13 protein-coding genes are annotated in these 18,378 nt (G+C 73.5%); 7 read left to right on the top strand and 6 right to left on the bottom strand.

The genetic code is table 11. The features are described from left to right. Positions 1 to 200: 200 nt before the first annotated feature. A complete protein-coding gene (locus ACGF3J_RS12400) occupies positions 201 to 890 on the bottom strand; it encodes a pentapeptide repeat-containing protein (RefSeq protein ID WP_393854099.1) in 690 nt (229 codons plus the stop codon). 153 nt (positions 891 to 1,043) lie between these two features. Here ACGF3J_RS12400 and ACGF3J_RS12395 point away from each other — a divergent pair, with 153 nt between their 5' ends. From ACGF3J_RS12395 to ACGF3J_RS12380, 4 genes are all read left to right on the top strand, one after another. Next, positions 1,044 to 2,210, top strand: a complete 1,167-nt coding sequence (locus tag ACGF3J_RS12395) for an NAD(P)-binding protein (protein WP_393854098.1) — start codon at positions 1,044 to 1,046, stop codon at positions 2,208 to 2,210. A 69-nt stretch (positions 2,211 to 2,279) separates the two neighbouring features. After that, the gene (locus ACGF3J_RS12390; protein WP_393854097.1) at positions 2,280 to 3,260 is read left to right on the top strand and encodes a zinc-binding dehydrogenase; all 981 of its coding nucleotides are present in this window, start codon (positions 2,280 to 2,282) and stop codon (positions 3,258 to 3,260) included. Between the two features lie 63 nt (positions 3,261 to 3,323). Next, positions 3,324 to 4,826 carry an MFS transporter gene (locus ACGF3J_RS12385; RefSeq protein ID WP_161331448.1) on the top strand — a complete coding sequence of 501 codons (1,503 nt, stop codon included), beginning with the start codon at positions 3,324 to 3,326 and terminating at the stop codon, positions 4,824 to 4,826. Positions 4,827 to 4,908: 82 nt separating this feature from the next. Continuing rightward, positions 4,909 to 5,790, top strand: a complete 882-nt coding sequence (locus ACGF3J_RS12380; protein WP_393854096.1) for an aminoglycoside phosphotransferase family protein — start codon at positions 4,909 to 4,911, stop codon at positions 5,788 to 5,790. A gap of 18 nt (positions 5,791 to 5,808) precedes the next feature. Here ACGF3J_RS12380 and ACGF3J_RS12375 read toward each other — a convergent pair whose 3' ends face one another. Beyond that, complete coding sequence (locus tag ACGF3J_RS12375) at positions 5,809 to 9,129, bottom strand: AAA family ATPase (protein ID WP_393854095.1); 3,321 nt, start codon at positions 9,127 to 9,129, stop codon at positions 5,809 to 5,811. 354 nt (positions 9,130 to 9,483) lie between these two features. Here ACGF3J_RS12375 and ACGF3J_RS12370 point away from each other — a divergent pair, with 354 nt between their 5' ends. The 3 genes from ACGF3J_RS12370 (at position 9,484) to ACGF3J_RS12360 (ending at position 13,095) form a co-directional block, all read left to right on the top strand. Then, positions 9,484 to 10,170 (top strand): LuxR C-terminal-related transcriptional regulator, encoded by a 687-nt coding sequence (locus tag ACGF3J_RS12370; RefSeq protein ID WP_202558208.1) that lies wholly within the window; start codon positions 9,484 to 9,486, stop codon positions 10,168 to 10,170. Between the two features lie 169 nt (positions 10,171 to 10,339). Beyond that, positions 10,340 to 11,053 carry a DUF4255 domain-containing protein gene (locus ACGF3J_RS12365; protein WP_161329181.1) on the top strand — a complete coding sequence of 238 codons (714 nt, stop codon included), beginning with the start codon at positions 10,340 to 10,342 and terminating at the stop codon, positions 11,051 to 11,053. Continuing rightward, a complete protein-coding gene (locus tag ACGF3J_RS12360; RefSeq protein WP_161329182.1) occupies positions 11,050 to 13,095 on the top strand; it encodes an ATP-binding protein in 2,046 nt (681 codons plus the stop codon). Before ACGF3J_RS12365 ends, ACGF3J_RS12360 begins: the two co-directional genes overlap by 4 nt. 18 nt (positions 13,096 to 13,113) lie before the next feature. On the opposite strand, the gene ACGF3J_RS12355 is transcribed toward ACGF3J_RS12360, so the two are convergent. The 4 genes from ACGF3J_RS12355 to ACGF3J_RS12340 form a co-directional block, all read right to left on the bottom strand. Further along, positions 13,114 to 14,571, bottom strand: a complete 1,458-nt coding sequence (locus tag ACGF3J_RS12355) for an RICIN domain-containing protein (RefSeq protein ID WP_393854094.1) — start codon at positions 14,569 to 14,571, stop codon at positions 13,114 to 13,116. A gap of 99 nt (positions 14,572 to 14,670) precedes the next feature. Next, entirely contained in the window at positions 14,671 to 16,095 is a 1,425-nt protein-coding gene (locus ACGF3J_RS12350; protein WP_393854093.1) for a ricin-type beta-trefoil lectin domain protein, read from the bottom strand. Positions 16,096 to 16,169: 74 nt separating this feature from the next. After that, complete coding sequence (locus ACGF3J_RS12345; RefSeq protein ID WP_393854092.1) at positions 16,170 to 17,594, bottom strand: hydrolase; 1,425 nt, start codon at positions 17,592 to 17,594, stop codon at positions 16,170 to 16,172. 90 nt (positions 17,595 to 17,684) lie between these two features. After that, the gene (locus ACGF3J_RS12340; RefSeq protein WP_393854091.1) at positions 17,685 to 18,329 is read right to left on the bottom strand and encodes a DUF4157 domain-containing protein; all 645 of its coding nucleotides are present in this window, start codon (positions 18,327 to 18,329) and stop codon (positions 17,685 to 17,687) included. Between the last annotated feature and the right edge of the window lie 49 nt (positions 18,330 to 18,378).

The raw sequence follows: 18,378 nt of genomic DNA, 5'->3' as shown, positions 1-18,378 counted from the left end.
CCAGCGCGCCCCTCCTGACGCGCACACCCCGGCGCGCCCACCCTGTTGCCCGACCCCGGCGGGCGCCCACCCCTGGCCTGCCCACCTCGGCGCGCACCCCCAGCCCCCCATCCGGCCCGCACACCCTGCTGCCCGACCCCGGCGCGCCCACCCCTGGCGCGCCCACCCTGGCGCGTCTGCCCCGACGCCCCGTCCCGGCGTTACCCGTCGGCCAGCACCCGTACCCCCAGCTCCGCCGCCAGTACCGGTGCCAGGTCGAGCAGCTGGGCCGGGCTGATCACGGCGCCCGACAGCCGGTCCACGCCCCGGGCCAGCTCCAGCGGGGCGGCGCCGCGCAGGTCGACGTCGACCAGGGTGGCCGCGCTGAGGTCCGCCTCCTTCAGGGCGCAGTCCACGAACTCGACGCGCTCCAGTCGGGCGCCGCCGAAGTCCGGTTCGACCAGGACGCAGCTCTCGAAGACGACGTCCTTGAGCCGGGACCGGCGCAGGTTCAGGTAGTCGATCTTGCCGCCGCGGATCAGGACCCGCTCCAGCACGGCACCGTGCAGCTGGGTGCCGCCGAGGCGGGCGTCGCGCAGCTCGACGTCGCGCAGGGTGGCCTCCGCCAGGTTCGTGCCCACGCCCCGGACGCCGGTGAGGACCGAGTCGAGCAGCCGGGCCCGGGGCAGCGACGCCTCGTCCAGCGCGCACCCGGTCAGCGCGCAGTCCATGAAGCGGGCGCCCGCGCCGTCCTGGCCGGTCAGATCCGTCTCCGCGAAGTCCAGCGCGTCGTAGTCCCCGTCCGGCTCCAGTACCGCGTCCCCGAACGGCGCCAGCGGTGGCAGCCGCAGCTCCGGGCGCCGCGCCGCCCGCACCGTCGTACCCCGCCCGTCCGCCGCTCTCCTCGCCATGACCCCCATGCTGCACCCCGCCACTGACAACCGGCGGCGACCTGCGCGAACGCGTCCGCTCCGACGCGATGTCACATTCGGCACCCTCCCCGACGTCGTAGGGGCAGACAGATCACGCACCAGGCGACCCCGACCCGAGGGAGACCCCGAGCCATGCATCGCATCACCGTCGTCGGCGGCGGCCTCGCCGGACTGACCGCGGCCATCACCGCCGCCGAGGCGGGCGCCAAGGTCACCGTCCACGAGGCCCACCACACGCTCGGCGGCCGCGCCCGCACCGCCGAGGGCCCCTACCGGACCAACGAGGGCCCGCACGCCCTCTACAACGGCGGCCCGCACTGGTCGTGGCTGCGGCAGCGCGACCTGATCGGTCCGCTCGCGCCGCTCCCGCCACTGGAGGCGGCCCGGCTGCGGCTGCGGCACAAGGGCGTGCTGCGCCGCACCCCGCCCTTCGCCATGCTCAAGCTGCTGCGCCGGGGCCTGGGTCCGGCGCCCGTCGACACCGACTTCCTGACCTGGGCGACCGGTGTCGCGGGCGAGGAGGGGGCTCGGGCCGCCGCCCACTACTGCGCCGTCGCCCTGTTCCACCACGACCCCGGGTCGCTGTCGGCGGCCTTCGTGCAGGAGCGGCTGCGCCGGGCCGCCAAGCTGCCGCCCGAGGCTCACTACCCGCGCGGCGGCCGGGCCGGGGTCGTGGACCGGATGGCCGCCCTGGCCTGGAACCTCGGCGTCCGGGTCGAGACGCTCTCCCGGGTCGACACCCTCCCCACCGAGGCCCCCGTCGTCGTCGCCACCTCGCTGGACGCGGCCCGCCGACTGCTGGGCGACCCCGCGCTGACCTGGCCGAGCGGGCGCACCGTCCTCGTCGACCTGGCCCTGCGGACCCGGCGCGGTGACGCGTTCGCGGTCTCCGACCTGGACGCGCCGGGCTGGATCGAGCGGTTCACCGCGCAGGACCGCACCCTGGCCCCGGCGGGCGAGCAGCTGATCCAGGGGCAGATCCCCATCGCTCCGCGGCAGTCGAAGGCCGCCGGGACCACCCGCGCCGAGGAACTGCTGGATCTCGGGATGCCCGGCTGGCGCGAGCGGCTCACCTGGCGGCGCGAGGCGGTCGCGAACGGCCGTACCGGCGCCGTGGACCCGCCCGGCACCACGTGGCGGGACCGGCCCGCCGTCGACCGGGGCGACGGGGTGTATCTCGCCGGGGACCAGGTGGCCGCACCGGGTCTGCTCTCCGAGGTCTCCTTCAACAGCGCGCTCACCGCGGTATCCCTCGCCCTCGGCCGGGGCCGCGGGGCACTTGACCTCAAGCATGCTTGAGGTCGTTGAGTGGAGTCCGTACCGGCCGGCACAGGCCCGTACGGACCACTCTTCCGTTGGGGGACCCTCATGCACGCCATCCGTCTGCACGCCTTCGGTCCGGCCGAGAACCTCGTCCTGGACGAGGTCGAGGATCCGCGGCCCGGCCCCGGCCAGGTCCGGATCGCCGTCCGCGCGGCGGGCGTCCACCTCCTGGACACCGCCCTGCGCGAGGGCGCCCGGGGGCCGGCGCCCGCGCCGGCCGAACTGCCCACCGTCCCCGGCCGCGAGGTCGCGGGGGTCGTCGAGTCCGTCGGGGAGGGCGTCCCGGCGGACCGGCTCGGCAGGCGCGTCGTCGTCCACCTCGGCTTCGCTCCCGGCGGCTACGCCGAACTCGCCGTCGCCGACCTCGCGCGCCTGCACGAGATCCCGGAGAACCTGGACTTCGCCGAGGCCGTCGCCATGATCGGCACGGGCCGCACGGCGATGGGGATCGTCCAGTTCGCCGACCTCGGCCCCGGCACCGTGGCCGTGATCCCGGCCGCCGCCGGGGGCCTCGGCACCCTGCTGACGCAGTACGCGAAGAACGCGGGCGCCGCCGTGATCGGACTCGCCGGAGGCCCCGGGAAGACCGCCCGGGTCGCCGCGAACGGCGCCGATCTCGCCGTCGACTACAAGGACCCCCGGTGGCCGGAGAAGGTCCGCGCCCACCTCGGCGGGCGCCCGGCGACGGTCGTCCTCGACGGCGTCGGCGGCGACGTGGCCCGCGAGGCCGTCGCGCTGCTCGGTCCGGGCGGCCGGCACGTGGTCTTCGGCTGGTCGGCCTCGGGGCCGCTCGACGGCACGCCGTACCTGGTCGACGGCGTCTCCGAGCAGGTGCTCGGCCCGGTGATGCTGGAGCGGGCCGGCGGCGCCGATCCCCTCCGCACCCTCGAACTGCGCGCGCTCGGCGAGGCCGCCGCGGGCCGCCTCGTCCCGGCGGTGCACCGCTTCCCGCTCGCCGCTGCCGCCGCCGCGCACCGAGCGCTGGAGAACCGCGGCACGACCGGCAAGGTGGTCCTGGTGCCGTGACCGACCGTCACGACCGGACACGGAAAGCATGCGACATGCCCCGATCCGTGGTCTTCTGGCCAGATGAGTGGCACCTGGTCAGGTGAGCCGGCCGCGCCCACGGACGCCGATCCCCGCCGCTGGTGGGGGCTGGTGGTGATCGCCCTGGCCCAGCTGATGGTCGTACTGGACGCGACCATCGTGAACATCGCGCTGCCGTCCGCGCAGCGCGACCTGGGCATGTCCGACGGCAACCGGCAGTGGGTGATCACCGCCTACACCCTCGCCTTCGGCGGCCTGCTGCTGCTCGGCGGCCGGGTCGCCGACCTGGTGGGGCGCAAACGGACCTTCGTCATCGGGCTGATCGGCTTCGCCGCCGCCTCGGCGCTCGGCGGTGCCGCGGCCACCCCGGCGATGCTCTTCGGCGCCCGCGCCCTCCAGGGCGTGTTCGCCGCCCTGCTCGCGCCGTCCGCGCTCTCCCTGCTGAGCACCACGTTCAGCGACCCGCGGGAACGGGCGAGGGCCTTCGGCATCTACGGCACGCTCGCCGCGAGCGGCGCCGCCGCGGGGTTCATCGTCGGCGGCGTGCTCACGGAGTACTTGAACTGGCGCTGGTGCCTGTACGTCAACATCCCCTTCGCCGTCGCCGCCGTCATCGGCGCCTACACCCTGCTGCGCGACCGTCCCGGCCACGGCGGCGCCCGTCTCGACGTCCCCGGCGTGCTCCTCGGCTGCGGCGGCCTGGTCGCCCTCGTCTACGGCTTCGGCGAGGCGCAGCCCCGGGGCTGGAGCGACCCGCTGGTGCTGGCCCTGTTCGCCGTGTCCGTCGTCCTGCTGGCCGGCTTCGTGTGGTGGCAGACCCGCGCTCCGATGCCGCTGCTGCCCCTGCACATCATCCGCGACCGCAACCGGGCCGGGTGCATGGTGACGATGATGCTGGCCGTCATCGGCATGTTCGGGATGTTCCTCTTCATGACCTACTACCTCCAGGTCGTCCTCGCCTACTCCCCCCTGATGACCGGTCTGGCCTTCCTGCCGATGACCGCGTCCATCCTCACGGGCTCCACCCAGATCTCCGCCCGGCTGCTGCCGCGCGTGGGCCCGCGGATGCTGATGGTGCCGGGCATGCTCCTCGCCTCCGGCGGCATGGTGATCCTCACGCAGATGACCGTGGACTCCGCCTACGCGTCCGAGATCCTGCCCGCGCTGATCCTGATGGGGCTCGGCATGGGCCTGACCTTCATGCCGGTCTTCTCCACCGCCACCGCCGGGGTCGCCCCGCGGGACTCCGGGGTGACCTCGGCGACCGTCAACACCTCGCAGCAGATCGGCGGCTCGATCGGCACCGCGCTGCTCAACACCATCGCGACCGGCACCAGCGCCTCCTACATCGCCTCCCGCCTCACCGACCCCACGCGGCGGGAACAGGTCGTCCGGGAGGGCATCGTCCACGGCTACACGGTCGCCATCTGGGTGGCCGCCGTCATCATGCTGCTGGCCGCACTGGTCGCCGGCCTGATGGTGACGGCCAAGGCCCCGAGACACGACGCCCCGGCCGACGAACCGGTGCCGGAGCCGGTGGCCTGAGAGGCGGTCCTCCCTCCGCCCCCGCCGAGGCCCCCGATATCCACGTGACCCTCGGCACCGCGTCCGGGTAGCGTCGTCGCCCGTGATCGACGTTCCGGACGGACTCGCGGCCGCGCAGGCGAAGTACAACGGAGAGGCGGGGCGCGCCTTCATCGACGGACTGCCGGAGCTGGCCGCCTCCTTCCTGCGGCGGTGGGAGCTGCGGCTGGACGGGCCCTCGATGCACGGCTGGGCGGCACTGGTGCTGCCGGTCGTGCGCCGCGACGGCGTCCCGGCCGTGCTGAAGCTCCAGATCGCCGACGAGGAGAGCGAAGGCGAGCCCGTCGCGCTGCGGGTGTGGGACGGGGACGGGGCGGTCCGCCTGCTCGACCACGACCCGGCCACCGGCACGATGCTCCTGGAGCGGCTGGACGCGGGCCGCATGCTCAGCCACGTCGAGGACTCCCGCGCGGCCGTCCTCGTCATCGCCCGGCTGCTCGCGCACCTCACCGCGACCCCCGCGCCGCCCGGCATGCGCCGCCTCGGGGACATCGCGCGGGCCATGCTGGAGCGGACGCCCGGCACCCTGGCCGCCATCCCGGACCCGGCGGACCGGAGGCTGGTCGCCGACTGTGCCGCCGCCCTGCGCGAGGTCGCCGACGAGCCCGGCGACCGGCTCCTCCACTGGGACCTGCACTTCGAGAACGTCCTCGCCTCCGGGCGCGCCCCCTGGCTGGCCATCGACCCCAAGCCGCTGGCCGGCGACCCCGGGTTCGACCTGCTGCCCGCCCTGGACAACCGCTACGACCCGGCCGAGACCCGGTGGCGCTTCGACGCGATGACCGAGATCCTCGGCCTCGACCGGCAGCGGGCCCGCGCCTGGTCCCTCGCCCGCGTCCTCCAGAACTCCCTGTGGAACGTCGAGGACGGCGACCCGCTGGAGGCCGAACAGCTGGAGATCGGGCGGTTGCTGCGGGACCTGTGAGCCGTCGGGGCCGGCCCGTCAGCCCTGCGCCCGGGGCCGGTCGCGTCCGCGTTCCCGGTCCAGCGCGGCCGGCAGCTCGGTCCTGCGCCGTATCCGCAGCTTGCGGTAGGTGCTGGTCAGATGGGTCTCGACGGTGCGCCGGGCCAGGTGCAGCAGCTCGGCGATCTCGGTGTTCGTGCGGCCGTCCGCGGCCAGTTCGGCTATCCGGCGCTCACTGCCGGTCAGCGAACCGGCGCCGGTGTGGGACGCGACGGAGCCGCGGGCACCGCCCTCGCGCAGGGCCTGCCCGGCCAGGGTGAGCCACCGCAGCGCGCCCTTGCGTTCGGCCAGCTCCGCCGCCTCGCGCAGCCGGGTGCGCGCCCGTCCGCGTTCACCGGCCGCGATCAGCTGGCGGCCCTGGGCGAGCAGGGCCGGTATCAGCTCCATGTCGGTGTCGGCGGGCGCGTCCCGCAGGGTCCGTACGGCCTCCTCGGCCAGCTCCAGACCGCGGCGCCCGCCGGTCGCGGTGCCCAGCACGCTCAGCGCGCGGCCCACGGTGCGCGGGGTGTTCCACAGCCGGGCGAGCCTCAGTTCCTCCGTCGCCAGGGCCAGCGCCTCCGGGCCACCGCCCAGGGCCAGCCGGCATTCCGCGACCGCCGTCCGCCACGGGGTGACGACCGGGCTGACCACCTCGCGGGCCGACTGGCGCCGCCCGCACTCCAGGAAGTCGTGCAGCGCGCCCGCCGGGTCGCCGGTGGCGGCGCGCAGCACGCCCCGCGCGTACAGGTAGCGGTTCAACTCCCAGTTCTCGGGCACCTCGTGCAGGTCGAAGCGGTCGGCGTAGCGCAGCGCCTCGTCGATGCGGCCGGTGTGGACGAGGGCCATCAGGGCGTGCGCGTCCCGGTTGGTGGGGCCGCCGGCGCGTCCGGGGTCGGCGGCGAGCAGCCCGGCCAGGTCGCCGCGGGCGGCGGCGATGTCGGCGCGGGTGTTGAGGATCGCGTGCTGCATCGGGTGCAGCAGAGCGGGGTGCTGTCCGGCCAGGCCGCGTTCCACCAGCCGGTCCGCCTCGTCGAGTTCGTCGGCCCACTGGGCGACCGCGGCGGCGGTGCCCAGCAGGAAGGGCTCGGCGAGCGGGTCGGTGGGCTGCGCGAGCAGGTCCCGCACCCGGACCATGGCCTCCTCGGCGGAGATCAGCGCGGCCGTCGCCGCGTACCGCACCAGCAGGGCCTGTCCGGCGGTGCCCACCAGCTCCGGGGAGTGCCGGCCGGTCTCGGACAGCCAGCGGTACACCTCCTGCCGGGTCGCCAGGTCCTCGTCGGAGAGCATCGCGGTGGCGGTCTGCACGGTGCGGGCCAGGCCGGGGTGGCCGGAGAGCCGGCCCTCCGTGCGGCGCAGCACCTCCATGGCGGTGCGGATCTCGCCGCGGCCGGCCAGGGCGGTGCCGAGGGCGACCGCGGTACGCACCCGGTTGCGGGGGTCGGCCGGCAGGTGCTGGGCCTCGGCGAGGCGGGCGATGGCGGCGGGGGTGTCGGCGGAGGCGTACTCCAGGGAGCCCAGTTCGGTCAGCAGCCGCTGGCGGACGTCGTCGGTCAACCGCTCGTCCAGGGCCCGGCGCAGGTAGGCGACGGCGTCGTCCGGGCGGCCGTCGTGCACGGCGACCGTCACGGCGTCCCGCAGCACCCGCAGCGCCCAGGGCCGGCCGACGACCGGGGTGCGCAGCAGATGCCGGGCGACCGCTTCGACCCGGTCTCCCCGGCGCAGCATGGCCTCCGCCGCCGCCCGGTGCACGGCCTCCCGGCGGGGCTGCGGCCAGCCCGCGAGCACGGCGTCGCGCAGCAGCGGGTGGGCGAAGCGGGGGCGGCCGCCCGCGTCGTTGCGCAGCAGACCGAGCCGCGTCATGGCGGCGAGCCAGCCGGCGACCCGCGCGGGGTCGGCTCCGGCGGCCTCGGCGAGCACGTCGACGGGGTCCCCGGCGCCGGCCGCGCCCGCGGGCCCCTCCGGGGGAGTGGGCGCACGCCAGCGGCCGGGCGTGCGGTGCCGGGCGTGAGCGGACGGGTCGTCAGGGCCGTAGCAGGAGGCGGGCGTGTCCCCCGGGAACGCTTCGTACTCCTCGTGGAGTGCGTACGGCGGGCCGCCCTCCCTCCCCGGCAGGTCGCGGCCGGGCCGCGCGTACGGCCCGTGCGCCGGATGCCGGACGAGCGGGCCGCCCTGCGCGGGCACCGTCGTCTCTCCGTACAGGCCCTGCCCGGCACGGCCTACGCCGCCGGGCCGGGCGTCGGTGTGCGGACCGGGGCCGGTGGTGAGGGGCGCCGGATCCGTGATGAGGGGGTCGAGGGCCAGGGCGGGGCCCGGGTCCGCGCAGGCCGCTCGCCGGGTCTCGGTCCGGGCGTACCGCACGGGCTGGGGGTACGGGCCGCCGTCCCCGTACTCGGCGGGCCGGTCGTGCTCCGGCTCCGCGTGCCCCGTGGGCGTCGGTGGGGCCGGCTGGCCGAGGGCATGGCGAGGCCCGGCCCGGCGCGACGGCCGGCCCGGGGGCCAGGCCTGTTCCAGGGCCGCGAGGCTGCGGGCGACGTCGGCCGTCGCGGGGCCCGCGCTCTTCAGCCACCAGGAGACGGCCGCCGGGTAGGACCCGGGGTACAGCTCCGCGGACGTCTCGGGCACCCGCGGCAGGCCCTCGGGGTGCCGGGTGCCGCCCAGGTCGTCCAGCAGGGCGTGCAGCAGCAACGGGCTGCCCGCACCGGCCCGCACGCAGTCCGCCGTCCACCGGGCCGAGGCTCCGGGGAAGGCGGCGCGGACCAGCTCGGCCGCCGCCGGGTCACTGAGCGGGGCGAGGGTGTGGGTGCGCACGAGGGAGGGCGACAGCGCCTGGGTGAGTCCGGCGGGCCGCGGTTCGATGTCGTACTGGCTGCGCTCGGTGGCGACCAGCAGAAGCGGTAATCGGTCGACGTGCCGGCCCGCCTCCGCCAGCCAGCGCCTCGAGGGCTCGTCGGCGAGGTGGACGTCGTCCACGGCGACCAGCAGCGGGCCCTCCGCGGCGTAGGAACGCAGCAGCCGCCACAGCCGGGCCGCGCTGCCCCGGTCGTCGTCCCCCGGCGCCACGTCGGTGAACTCGGGGACCGGGCCGAGGAGATGGAGGACGGCGGAGAAGGGCACCGGGGTGTCCTCGGGCGAGCACCGCACGCGCAGCACCCGCAGGCCGCGGTCGGCGGCGTGCCGGGCGGCGGTCTCCAGGACGGCGGTGCGGCCGGTGCCGCTCGCACCACGCAGCAGGACGAGCCGGCCGGTGCCGGCCCGCGCGCGCTCGATCTCGGCCGCGAGCAGCGCGTGGGCGTCGTCACGTTCGCGCAGCGGTCCGGTCATCGGTGCCTCCTGTGGTGGATGGTGCTCCCCCGGTGTGTGAGACGTCTGAACGGGCGGATGGGTGGCATGAACTCGCCGATGTCGCCGCGCCGCGTCCCCGGACCCGGCGGTGGCTGTGTCGGGGCTCACGGTGGTCCGCGGCCACCCCCACGGGCCCACGCGTCCTTGCGTGAACCCCTGTGACCTGCTGAAACGCGCTGTTGTTCGTGGTTCGTGGTGCTGGTCGCGCTGGTCTCGTGGTGTGCCTCGTGGTGCTCCACGATTGCGAAGTCCCACTTGTCACAGAAGTGTGGAACACGCTCATCCGCTACCGGCCTGCGCCGCGTAACGGGCTCGTGAACAGGGGGGAAACGGTTGCTCAACTCACCCCGGACCACCATCACCACGACCACCCGCGGCTCCGGCGGAGCCGTCGGCGTCACCGACCGGCGGGTGCCGGTGGCGGTGACCGCTCCGGATCCGATCAGCCGCGAGGGCGCGGTCAGCCAGCTGCGGCGGCATCCGGAGATCGACCTGCGCGAGGACTCGGGGCCCGGCACGGTGGCCCTGCTCATCGAGGACACGCTGGACGAGGCCGCGCTCACCCGGCTGCGCCGGATCGTGCGCAGCGAGGGCGCGCGTGCCGTGCTCGTGGTCGGCGCGATCCGCGAGAGCGAACTGCTCGACGTCGTCGAGTGCGGCGTCGGCGCCATCGTCTGGCGCCACGAGGCCACCGCGCACCGGCTGGTGCAGGCGGTGCTGGCCGCGGCGCGCGGCGACGGAGACCTGCCCGCGGACCTGCTCGGCCGGCTCATCAGCCAGGTGGGCACGCTGCACCGGGGCGCGGCGGGCCGCCCCGGCGCCCCCTCGCTGGGCCTCGCACCCCGTGAGGTGGACGTCCTGCGGCTGGTCGCCGAGGGTCTCGACACCGGAGAGATCGCAGGCAAGTTGTCCTACTCCGAACGGACCGTCAAGAACGTCATGCACGGACTCACCACGCGACTGCACCTGCGCAACCGCGCGCACGCCGTGGCCTATGCCCTCCGGGAAGGCTACATCTGACCGAACGGGCAATCGAGAGCGGCCCCTCGGGGCCGCGCGGGCAGAACGCCCTGCCCCGCCGTCGTCCCCGACGCGCCTGCGGGCGGGACGGCGGCGGGGACACGATCGGTGAGGGGCGGCTCCGGCGGGGCCGGCCGGACTCAAGTACGGGCAGGGCGGGAGTGCTGGCGTGATCCACGAGGTGGACGAGGTCCTCAAGGGCCTCATCAAAAGTGGGGCGTTGGCCGGCTCGGGCATCGACGTGGCCTTCGAGGCGCCCACCCGTGACTGGGCGGCCCGGCGCAACGGCCCCGTGGTCAACGCGTATCTGTACGACATCCGGGAGGACACAGCCCGGCGCCAGAGCGGGAAGATGCCCGTCCACGACGACCGGAACATCGTGGTGCGACGCCGCCGCCCGCCGCGCTGGTTCAAGCTGTCGTACCTGGTGACGGCCTGGACGAAGACCCCGCAGGACGAACACCGGCTGCTGTCCGCCGTGCTGGCGACCCTGCTGCCGCGCGAACTCCTGGCGCCCGGTGAACTCCCCCCGTCCCTGGCCGCGCTCGACCTGTCGGTGCCGCTGACGGTGGCCGGCGTGCAGACCGAGTCCCGCTCCCTCGCCGAGATCTGGTCCGCCCTGGGCGGCGAACTGAAGCCGTCCCTCGACCTGGTGGTGACCGTGCCGTTCCCGGCGTTCCCCGAGTACGACGCCGGGCCACCGGTCACCGAGGGCGCGACGGTCCTGGTCGGCGGCATCGACGGCGATCCGCCGATGTCCACCGGGCGCTCCCACCGGCCGCACCAGGTGGCCGCGGTCCGCGCCGCCCGCCAGGAGGCCCTGGAACGCAAGGACGCCCTGGACCGCAAGGACCCGGCGGACACCCGTACGGGCAGGCGATGAACGTCCCGCACACCGACGCCCCGGCGACCGCCCGTACGGGCTCCGCGACCGACCCGTACGACCACCCCGCCGACGTGCTGACGGTCCGTCTGGCCGCGCTGCGGGACCGGGTGGCCGCGCTGGTCGAGCACCGCGCCCCCGCCGACCCGACGGCCGACGACCCGCTGCGCGGCCTCTACCTGTCGGACGAGGCCGTCCAGCACCTGCTGCGCACCTGGCCGACCGGCGAGGACCCCGGCACCGGCGACCCGGTCGCCGTGGGTGGTCCGACGGGCCCCGGGGACCGCCTGGCGTGGCTGGCCGGACGCACCGGGCTGACCGAACTGGACAGCTCGGTCCTGCTGATCGCCCTGGCCCCCGACGTCGACCGCACCTTCGAGCCGCTCTACGGCTACCTCAACAACGACGTGAGCCGCCGCCGCGCCACCGTGAGCCTCGCCCTCGAACTGTGCGGGGTGCCCGCGCACCTGCCCGCGGCCCGCGCCCGGTTCCACGCCTCGGCACCACTGTGCGCCCTGGGCCTGCTGGAGCTGGAGGAGCCCGAGCGGCCCTTCCTCACCCGTTCGCTGCGGGTACCCGACCGCCTGGTCGGCCATCTGCTGGGCGACGACACCCCCGACGCCGCGCTGCTCGGCCTGGAGCAGCCGATGCCGCGGCCGCTGCCCTCGACGGCCGCCGGAAGCGACGACTTCGTGAGCCGTCTCGCCGCCCGGCTGCACGACGGCCCGCTCACCGCCTACCTGCGCGAACCGCGCGAGGGCGACGGCCTGGCCGCCCTGGCCTCGGTGCTGGAGGCCGCGAAGACGGACGCGCTGCGCTGCTCCTCGCCCGAGAACCACGTCCCCGAGCTGCTGCGCGAGGCCCGCCTCAGCGGCCGGGCGGTCGTGGTGTCGGGCCTGCCCGAGAAGCCGGGCCCGCTGGTACGGGAGCTGACCGCGGCGACGGACGTCACCGTGCTGATCACCGACCCCCGCCCCTACGACCCGCAGTGGTCCCCGGCCGACCCGCTGGTCCTGGACGCCCCGGGCCGCCGGGCCGGGGGCGCGGCCGCCTGGCGGGCCGCGCTGGGCGCCGACGCCGACGGGTTCGACCTGGCCACCGCCGTCGCCCCGTACCGGCTCGGCGGTGACCGCATCCAGCGGGCCGCGATCACCGCCCGCTCCCTCGCCGCCTTCGACGGCACCGCGCTCACCGCAGAGCACGTCCGGCTCGCCGCCCGCCGGCAGTCCGCCTCCGGCCTGGAGAGCCATGCCCGGCGGATCCGGCCCGACGTGGACTGGACCGACCTGGTCCTGCCCGACAAGCCCCTCACCCAGCTGCGCGAACTCGCCCTGCGCGCCCGCCACCGCGACCAGGTCCTCGGGGAATGGCGGCTCAGCGCGGGCGGCGGACGCGGCCGGGGCGTGCTCGGCCTGTTCGCCGGCGAGTCCGGCACCGGCAAGACCCTGTCGGCGGAGGTGGTCGCGGCCGACCTGGGCCTCGACCTCTACGTGGTCCAGCTGTCGTCGGTCGTGGACAAGTACGTCGGCGAGACCGAGAAGAACCTCGAACGGATCTTCACGGAGGCCGACCGCACCGACGCCGTACTGCTCTTTGACGAGGCCGACGCAGTCTTCGGCAAGCGCTCCGAGGTCAAGGACGCGCACGACAAGTACGCCAACATGGAGAGCGCCTACCTGCTCCAGCGGCTGGAGTCCTTCGACGGCATCGCCCTGCTCACCACCAACCTGCGCGCCAACATCGACGAGGCGTTCACCCGTCGCCTGGACCTGGTGGTCGACTTCCCGTTCCCGGACGTCGACCAGCGCCTCGCGCTGTGGCGGCACGGCCTCTCCCACGTCCCGTCCGTCGACGGCATCGACCCGGCGGACCTCGCCCGGGACTTCGAGCTGGCGGGCGGTTCGATCCGCAGCGCGGTGGTCACCGCCGCCTATCTCGCCGCCGGACGCGGGGGAACGGTGACGGCGGACGACCTCCTGGAGGGCGCCCGCCGTGAGTACCGCAAGGCCGGTCGGCTGGTACCGGGGGAAGGCGACTGGTGATCCCGCCTTCCCGGTCCGTCACTTCTTCGTCAGCTTGATGATCTTCCACTCCTGGTCGTCGCTGTTGCTGCAGTGGTAGAGCGTCAGCTTCTCCCACGCCTCACCGGTGCTGTAGCCGCTCACGTCCAGGCACTTGTTGTTGCTGGCGAAGTTGCGGATCCAGTAGTCCCCGCTCTCCTGCTTGTCGGCCCACCAGAGCTGGTTGTCGGCCGTCGTGCCGTCGCAGGTGAACTCGGTGATGTCCGTGGTGACGGGCGCGGCGCCGTAGCCCGCCAGGTCCATGCAGAGCCGGTCCTTGACGTTCACGATCTGGAAGAGCGGCGCCCCGTTGGGTCCGCCCTTCGGGTACTTCACTTCGAGGTCCCAGATCTGGTTGTCGCCGACCTCGTTGCAGTCCGACTGCTGGACCCGGCCGTTGAGCTCGCCCTTCTCGCGGCCCGGGAGCTCGGCGCACATCTTGGTGGTGGCGTTGCGCAGCATGACGTTCTTGGCGGGCACCAGCGGCTTCACGGCCGGCTTCTTGGGCTTCGTGGGTTCCTTGGACTCGCCGCCGCCCTTGTCGCCGTCGCCCTTGCCCCCGCCGTCGTCCTTCGGCTCCTGGGTGACCGGCTGCTGCGGCTGCGGCTGCTCGGCGGCCGCGGGTGACTCGGCCTGGCTGGGCAGGGTTTCCGGGGACGCGCTGGGGCTGGGGGCGAGGGCGGCGCCGGCCTGCTCCGTCTGCTCGGTCGCGCTCGTACGCACCTGCGGCTTGTACGCGATCCAGATCATCACGAACGCGATCGCCAACGCCAGGAAGATCCCGAAGAACGTGGCCAGCCAGCGCGGCAGGAACCCACGCTGCACATAGGTCCCCTCGACATCCGTCGGATCCGTCCCCGACCGCTTCACCGACAGCGTGTACGGACGCTCCTCCTTCGAACCGAACCAGATGATCTCCCGCGGCTTCAGCGTCGTCTCCACGAACGCCGCACGCCCCGGCTCGATCTGCACATTCCCCGGACGGATCTCGTACGACAGATGATCCCCGTTGTCGCTCCCCGCGACCGACGCCGTCACCTTCGTATTACCGAGGTTGTCCACCGCCAGCCGCGGCCGACCCCGAAAACGCCCCTTCACCGTCGGCGGCACCAACTCCGCACGCACCTCGGTGAACGCCGTGATCGTCAGATTCCCCTCAGGAACCGTCACCGCATCCGGATGCTCCGTCGGCGTAATCCGCACCGCATACGGATTCGGCCCCGCCACCGCATCCGACGTCCGCGGCGGAGCAAACGTCAGCTCCACCGTCCCCGTCGTCCCCGGATACAGACGCAACGTCTGCGGCTCCACCGTCGTCCAGGGCGACACATCCCCGACCGGCTCGAACCGATACTCATCCACCACCTCACCGGTATTGCGCACTCGCAACCGCACACGCGTACTGCTGCCGGGGTCCACAGTCGCGGACGCGGGCTCCAGCGAAGTCCACAGGCTCACGTGGCGAGGCTAGAGGCGATCTCACGGGGCGTCAGCGGACCTCGGGGCAGTGGTGCGTGCCCCGAGGTACCTGATGAGACGGCTTCCCGGCCCTCGCCGTCAGTCCTTGTTGGGGTGGACGATCTTCCACTCCTGGTCGTCGGTGTTGGTGCAGTCGGCGATGTTCAGCGGGGTCTCGGTGCCGCCGCGCTGGCCCTTCACGTTCAGGCACTTGCCGTTGCTGGCGAAGTTGCGGATCCAGTAGTCGCCGCTCTTCTGCTTCTGGACGTACCAGAGCTGGTTGTCCGCCATCGTGCCGTCGCAGTGGAACTCACCGATGCCGGTTCCGACGGGGCGGCCGTCGTACTCGCCCAGGTCCATGCAGAGCTTGTCGGTGACGTTGCGGATCTGGAACAGCGCGGCTCCGCCCGGACCGCCCTTCTCGTACTTCACCTCGAGGTTCCAGTACTGGTTGTCGCCCTCTTCGTGGCAGTTGGCCTGCTGGACGATCCCGTTGATCTGGCCCTTCTCCCGCCCGGGGATGTCGGCGCACATCTTGGTGGTGGCGTTCCACAGCATCACGTTCATGGCGGGCACGACGGGCTTCGGCTTCGGGGGCTTGGGCTCGCCGCCTCCTCCGCCATCGCCACCACCGCCGCCGTCGTTCTCGTCCTTCTCGGAGGCCTGCGGCTGCGGCTGCTCTTCGGCGGGTGACTCGGCCGCGCTGGGCAGGGTCTCGGGGGTGGCGCTGGGGCTGGGGGCGAGGGCGGCGCCGGCCTGCTCCGTCTGCTCGGTCGCGCTCGTACGCACCTGCGGCTTGTACGCGATCCAGATCATCACGAACGCGATCGCCAACGCCAGGAAGATCCCGAAGAACGTGGCCAGCCAGCGCGGCAGGAACCCACGCTGCACATACGTCCCCTCGACATCCGTCGGATCCGTCCCCGACCGCTTCACCGACAGCGTGTAGGGACGCTCCTCCTTCGAACCGAACCAGATGATCTCCCGCGGCTTCAGCGTCGTCTCCACGAACGCCGCACGCCCCGGCTCGATCTGCACATTCCCCGGACGGATCTCGTACGACAGATGATCCCCGTTGTCGCTCCCCGCGACCGACGCCGTCACCTTCGTATTACCGAGGTTGTCCACCGCCAGCCGCGGCCGACCCCGGAAACGCCCCTTCACCGTCGGCGGCACCAACTCCGCACGCACCTCGGTGAACGCAGTGATCGTCAGATTCCCCTCAGGAACCGTCACCGCATCCGGATGCTCCGTCGGCGTAATCCGCACCGCATACGGATTCGGCCCCGCCACCGCATCCGACGTCCGCGGCGGAGCAAACGTCAGCTCCACCGTCCCCGTCGTCCCCGGATACAGACGCAACGTCTGCGGCTCCACCGTCGTCCAGGGCGACACATCCCCGACCGGCTCGAACCGATACTCATCCACCACGTCACCGGTATTGCGAACCCGCAGCCGCACACGCGTACTGCTGCCAGGATCGACGGTGGCGGACGCGGGCTCGAGGGAAGTCCAAAGGCTCACGCCGCGACGCTAGTGGGGTTCCGATGTGACGTCAGGAGTCGCAAGGGCAAAGTGGTTTGCCCTTGCCGACGACGTCACACCGTGATCCTGACCGCCTCCAGCTGGTGCCGCTGGTCCATCGGGCTGCCGAAGTACCGCCAGTTGCCGTCCTCGGTGCAGCCCTGCTTCTGCCAGCCCACGTCCTTGACGTGGGTGTTCGGGCAGACGATGCCCTCGGTCGTCTTGAGGGTGAACCCCTCCAGCGAGGACACCGCCTCCTTGGTGCTCCCGAGGTACATGTCGACGCCGTCGCCGGCGCTCGCCCACTTGTCCCCGGTCAGCCAGCCCTCGACGACGTGGGCTCCGTTGCCGGAGACGCCCTTCGTGCCGGACACGGCGATGTTGAGCGCCTTGATCGGGAGGCTCTTGCCGACGGTGCCGGCCTCGGCGCCGTCGCACACCGGTTGCTGCCAGCCCTTGTCCGCCACGTAGGCGCGGTAGCAGATGTGCCGGCCGTCGCTGCGTTCGGCCAGCTCCTTCACCGCCGTGGCGGCGGTACGCACCGGCGGCTTGGCCTTCTTCGTCGGCTTCTCGGACGGCTCGCCACCGCCCCCACCGCCGCCACCGCCGCCGTCGCCCTTCGAGTCGGGCTGGGCGGACTGCGCCGCGGGCGACTCGGCCGGGGCCGGGGGAGCCGCGCTGGGCAGGGTCTCGGGGGTGGCACTCGGGCTGGGGGCCAGAGCCGCGCCGGCCTGCTCCGTCTGCTCGGTCGCGCTCGTACGCACCTGCGGCTTGTACGCGATCCAGATCATCACGAACGCGATCGCCAACGCCAGGAAGATCCCGAAGAACGTGGCCAGCCAGCGCGGCAGGAACCCACGCTGCACATACGTCCCCTCGACATCCGTCGGATCCGTCCCCGACCGCTTCACCGACAGCGTGTACGGACGCTCCTCCTTCGAACCGAACCAGATGATCTCCCGCGGCTTCAGCGTCGTCTCCACGAACGCCGCACGCCCCGGCTCGATCTGCACATTCCCCGGACGGATCTCGTACGACAGATGATCCCCGTTGTCGCTCCCCGCGACCGACGCCGTCACCTTCGTATTGCCCAGGTTGTCCACCGCCAGCCGCGGACGCCCCCGGAAACGCCCCTTCACCGTCGGCGGCACCAACTCCGCACGCACCTCGGTGAACGCCGTGATCGTCAGATTCCCCTCAGGAACCGTCACCGCATCCGGATGCTCCGTCGGCGTAATCCGCACCGCATACGGATTCGGCCCCGCCACCGCATCCGACGTTCGCGGCGGAGCAAACGTCAGCTCCACCGTCCCCGTCGTCCCCGGATACAGACGCAACGTCTGCGGCTCCACCGTCGTCCAGGGCGACACATCCCCGACCGGCTCGAACCGATACTCATCCACCACGTCACCGGTATTGCGCACTCGCAACCGCACACGCGTACTGCTGCCGGGGTCCACAGTCGCGGACGCGGGCTCCAGCGAAGTCCACAGGCTCACGGCGTAAACGTACGAATTGGACGGCAGGCTGTCAGGGGCTTTCAGGGCAGGGCACGTTGCCCCGACGGGCCGACCGGCGAGGGACGGGAACTAGTCCCTTTCCTCGGCGGACCGCTGGGCGACGACGGACGGGGCGACGTCGACGCCGGACTCGAAGGCCGCGCTGTCGGCCACCGCCGCGACCTCGGAGCTCTGCCCGGGATCCGTGTGGGAGGGGCCGGCGCCGTTGTTGACTCCCGTTTCCTTGATGCCCTTGCTGTTCTTGTCGAGGTGGCTGGCCTCGTGGGCGAGGATCCCCTCGTTGCCGATGGCGGACGGGCCGAGGTACACGTCCATGCCGATCGTCATGGCCTCGGCGCCCATGGCCGCCGTCGCACGCTGAGCGATCGCGTCGCTGTGAACCCGGCCCTCGGCGATCTTCGGGTTCTGGTAGAACGACGTCGCCTTGGCGAGGAACGACCCGGGGAGCGACGAGGAGGGCGTCTCCTTGGCGGCGGCCAGGAGCTGGCTCTGTCCCTCCGGGCTCCTGTCGTCGATCCCGTCGTGCCCGCAGCCGGCGCCGTGCTGATGCTGCTCCGCGTCGAAGCGGCGCTGGACGACACTGCTCACCGCCGCGTTCCCGGCCTGGTTCTGGAGGGTCAGCATCCGGTCGGCCGTGCTGCCGAGCGGGGAGGCGCGGCGGGCCGGGCGCTTCTCACCGGTCTGCTGGTCGGCCTGGTTCTCGTGTGCGCGCACAACGCTCCCTCGGCGGATGGTGGCTCGGCACAGGACGGGACTCTCGCAG

The sequence above is a fragment of the Streptomyces sp. NPDC048171 genome, assembly GCF_043202655.1.
Taxonomy (GTDB): domain Bacteria; phylum Actinomycetota; class Actinomycetes; order Streptomycetales; family Streptomycetaceae; genus Streptomyces.
The sequence above is the reverse complement of the archived record's forward strand: the minus strand, read 5'-3'. Positions and strand labels throughout refer to the sequence as shown.

Coding starts and splice junctions, on each gene's coding strand:
- ACGF3J_RS12385 (WP_161331448.1), top strand. CDS start 3,324: ATGAGTGGCACCTGGTCAGGTGAGCCGGCCGCGCCCACGGACGCCGAT.
- ACGF3J_RS12390 (WP_393854097.1), top strand. CDS start 2,280: ATGCACGCCATCCGTCTGCACGCCTTCGGTCCGGCCGAGAACCTCGTC.
- ACGF3J_RS12395 (WP_393854098.1), top strand. CDS start 1,044: ATGCATCGCATCACCGTCGTCGGCGGCGGCCTCGCCGGACTGACCGCG.
- ACGF3J_RS12400 (WP_393854099.1), bottom strand. CDS start 890: ATGGCGAGGAGAGCGGCGGACGGGCGGGGTACGACGGTGCGGGCGGCG.
- ACGF3J_RS12360 (WP_161329182.1), top strand. CDS start 11,050: ATGAACGTCCCGCACACCGACGCCCCGGCGACCGCCCGTACGGGCTCC.
- ACGF3J_RS12375 (WP_393854095.1), bottom strand. CDS start 9,129: ATGACCGGACCGCTGCGCGAACGTGACGACGCCCACGCGCTGCTCGCG.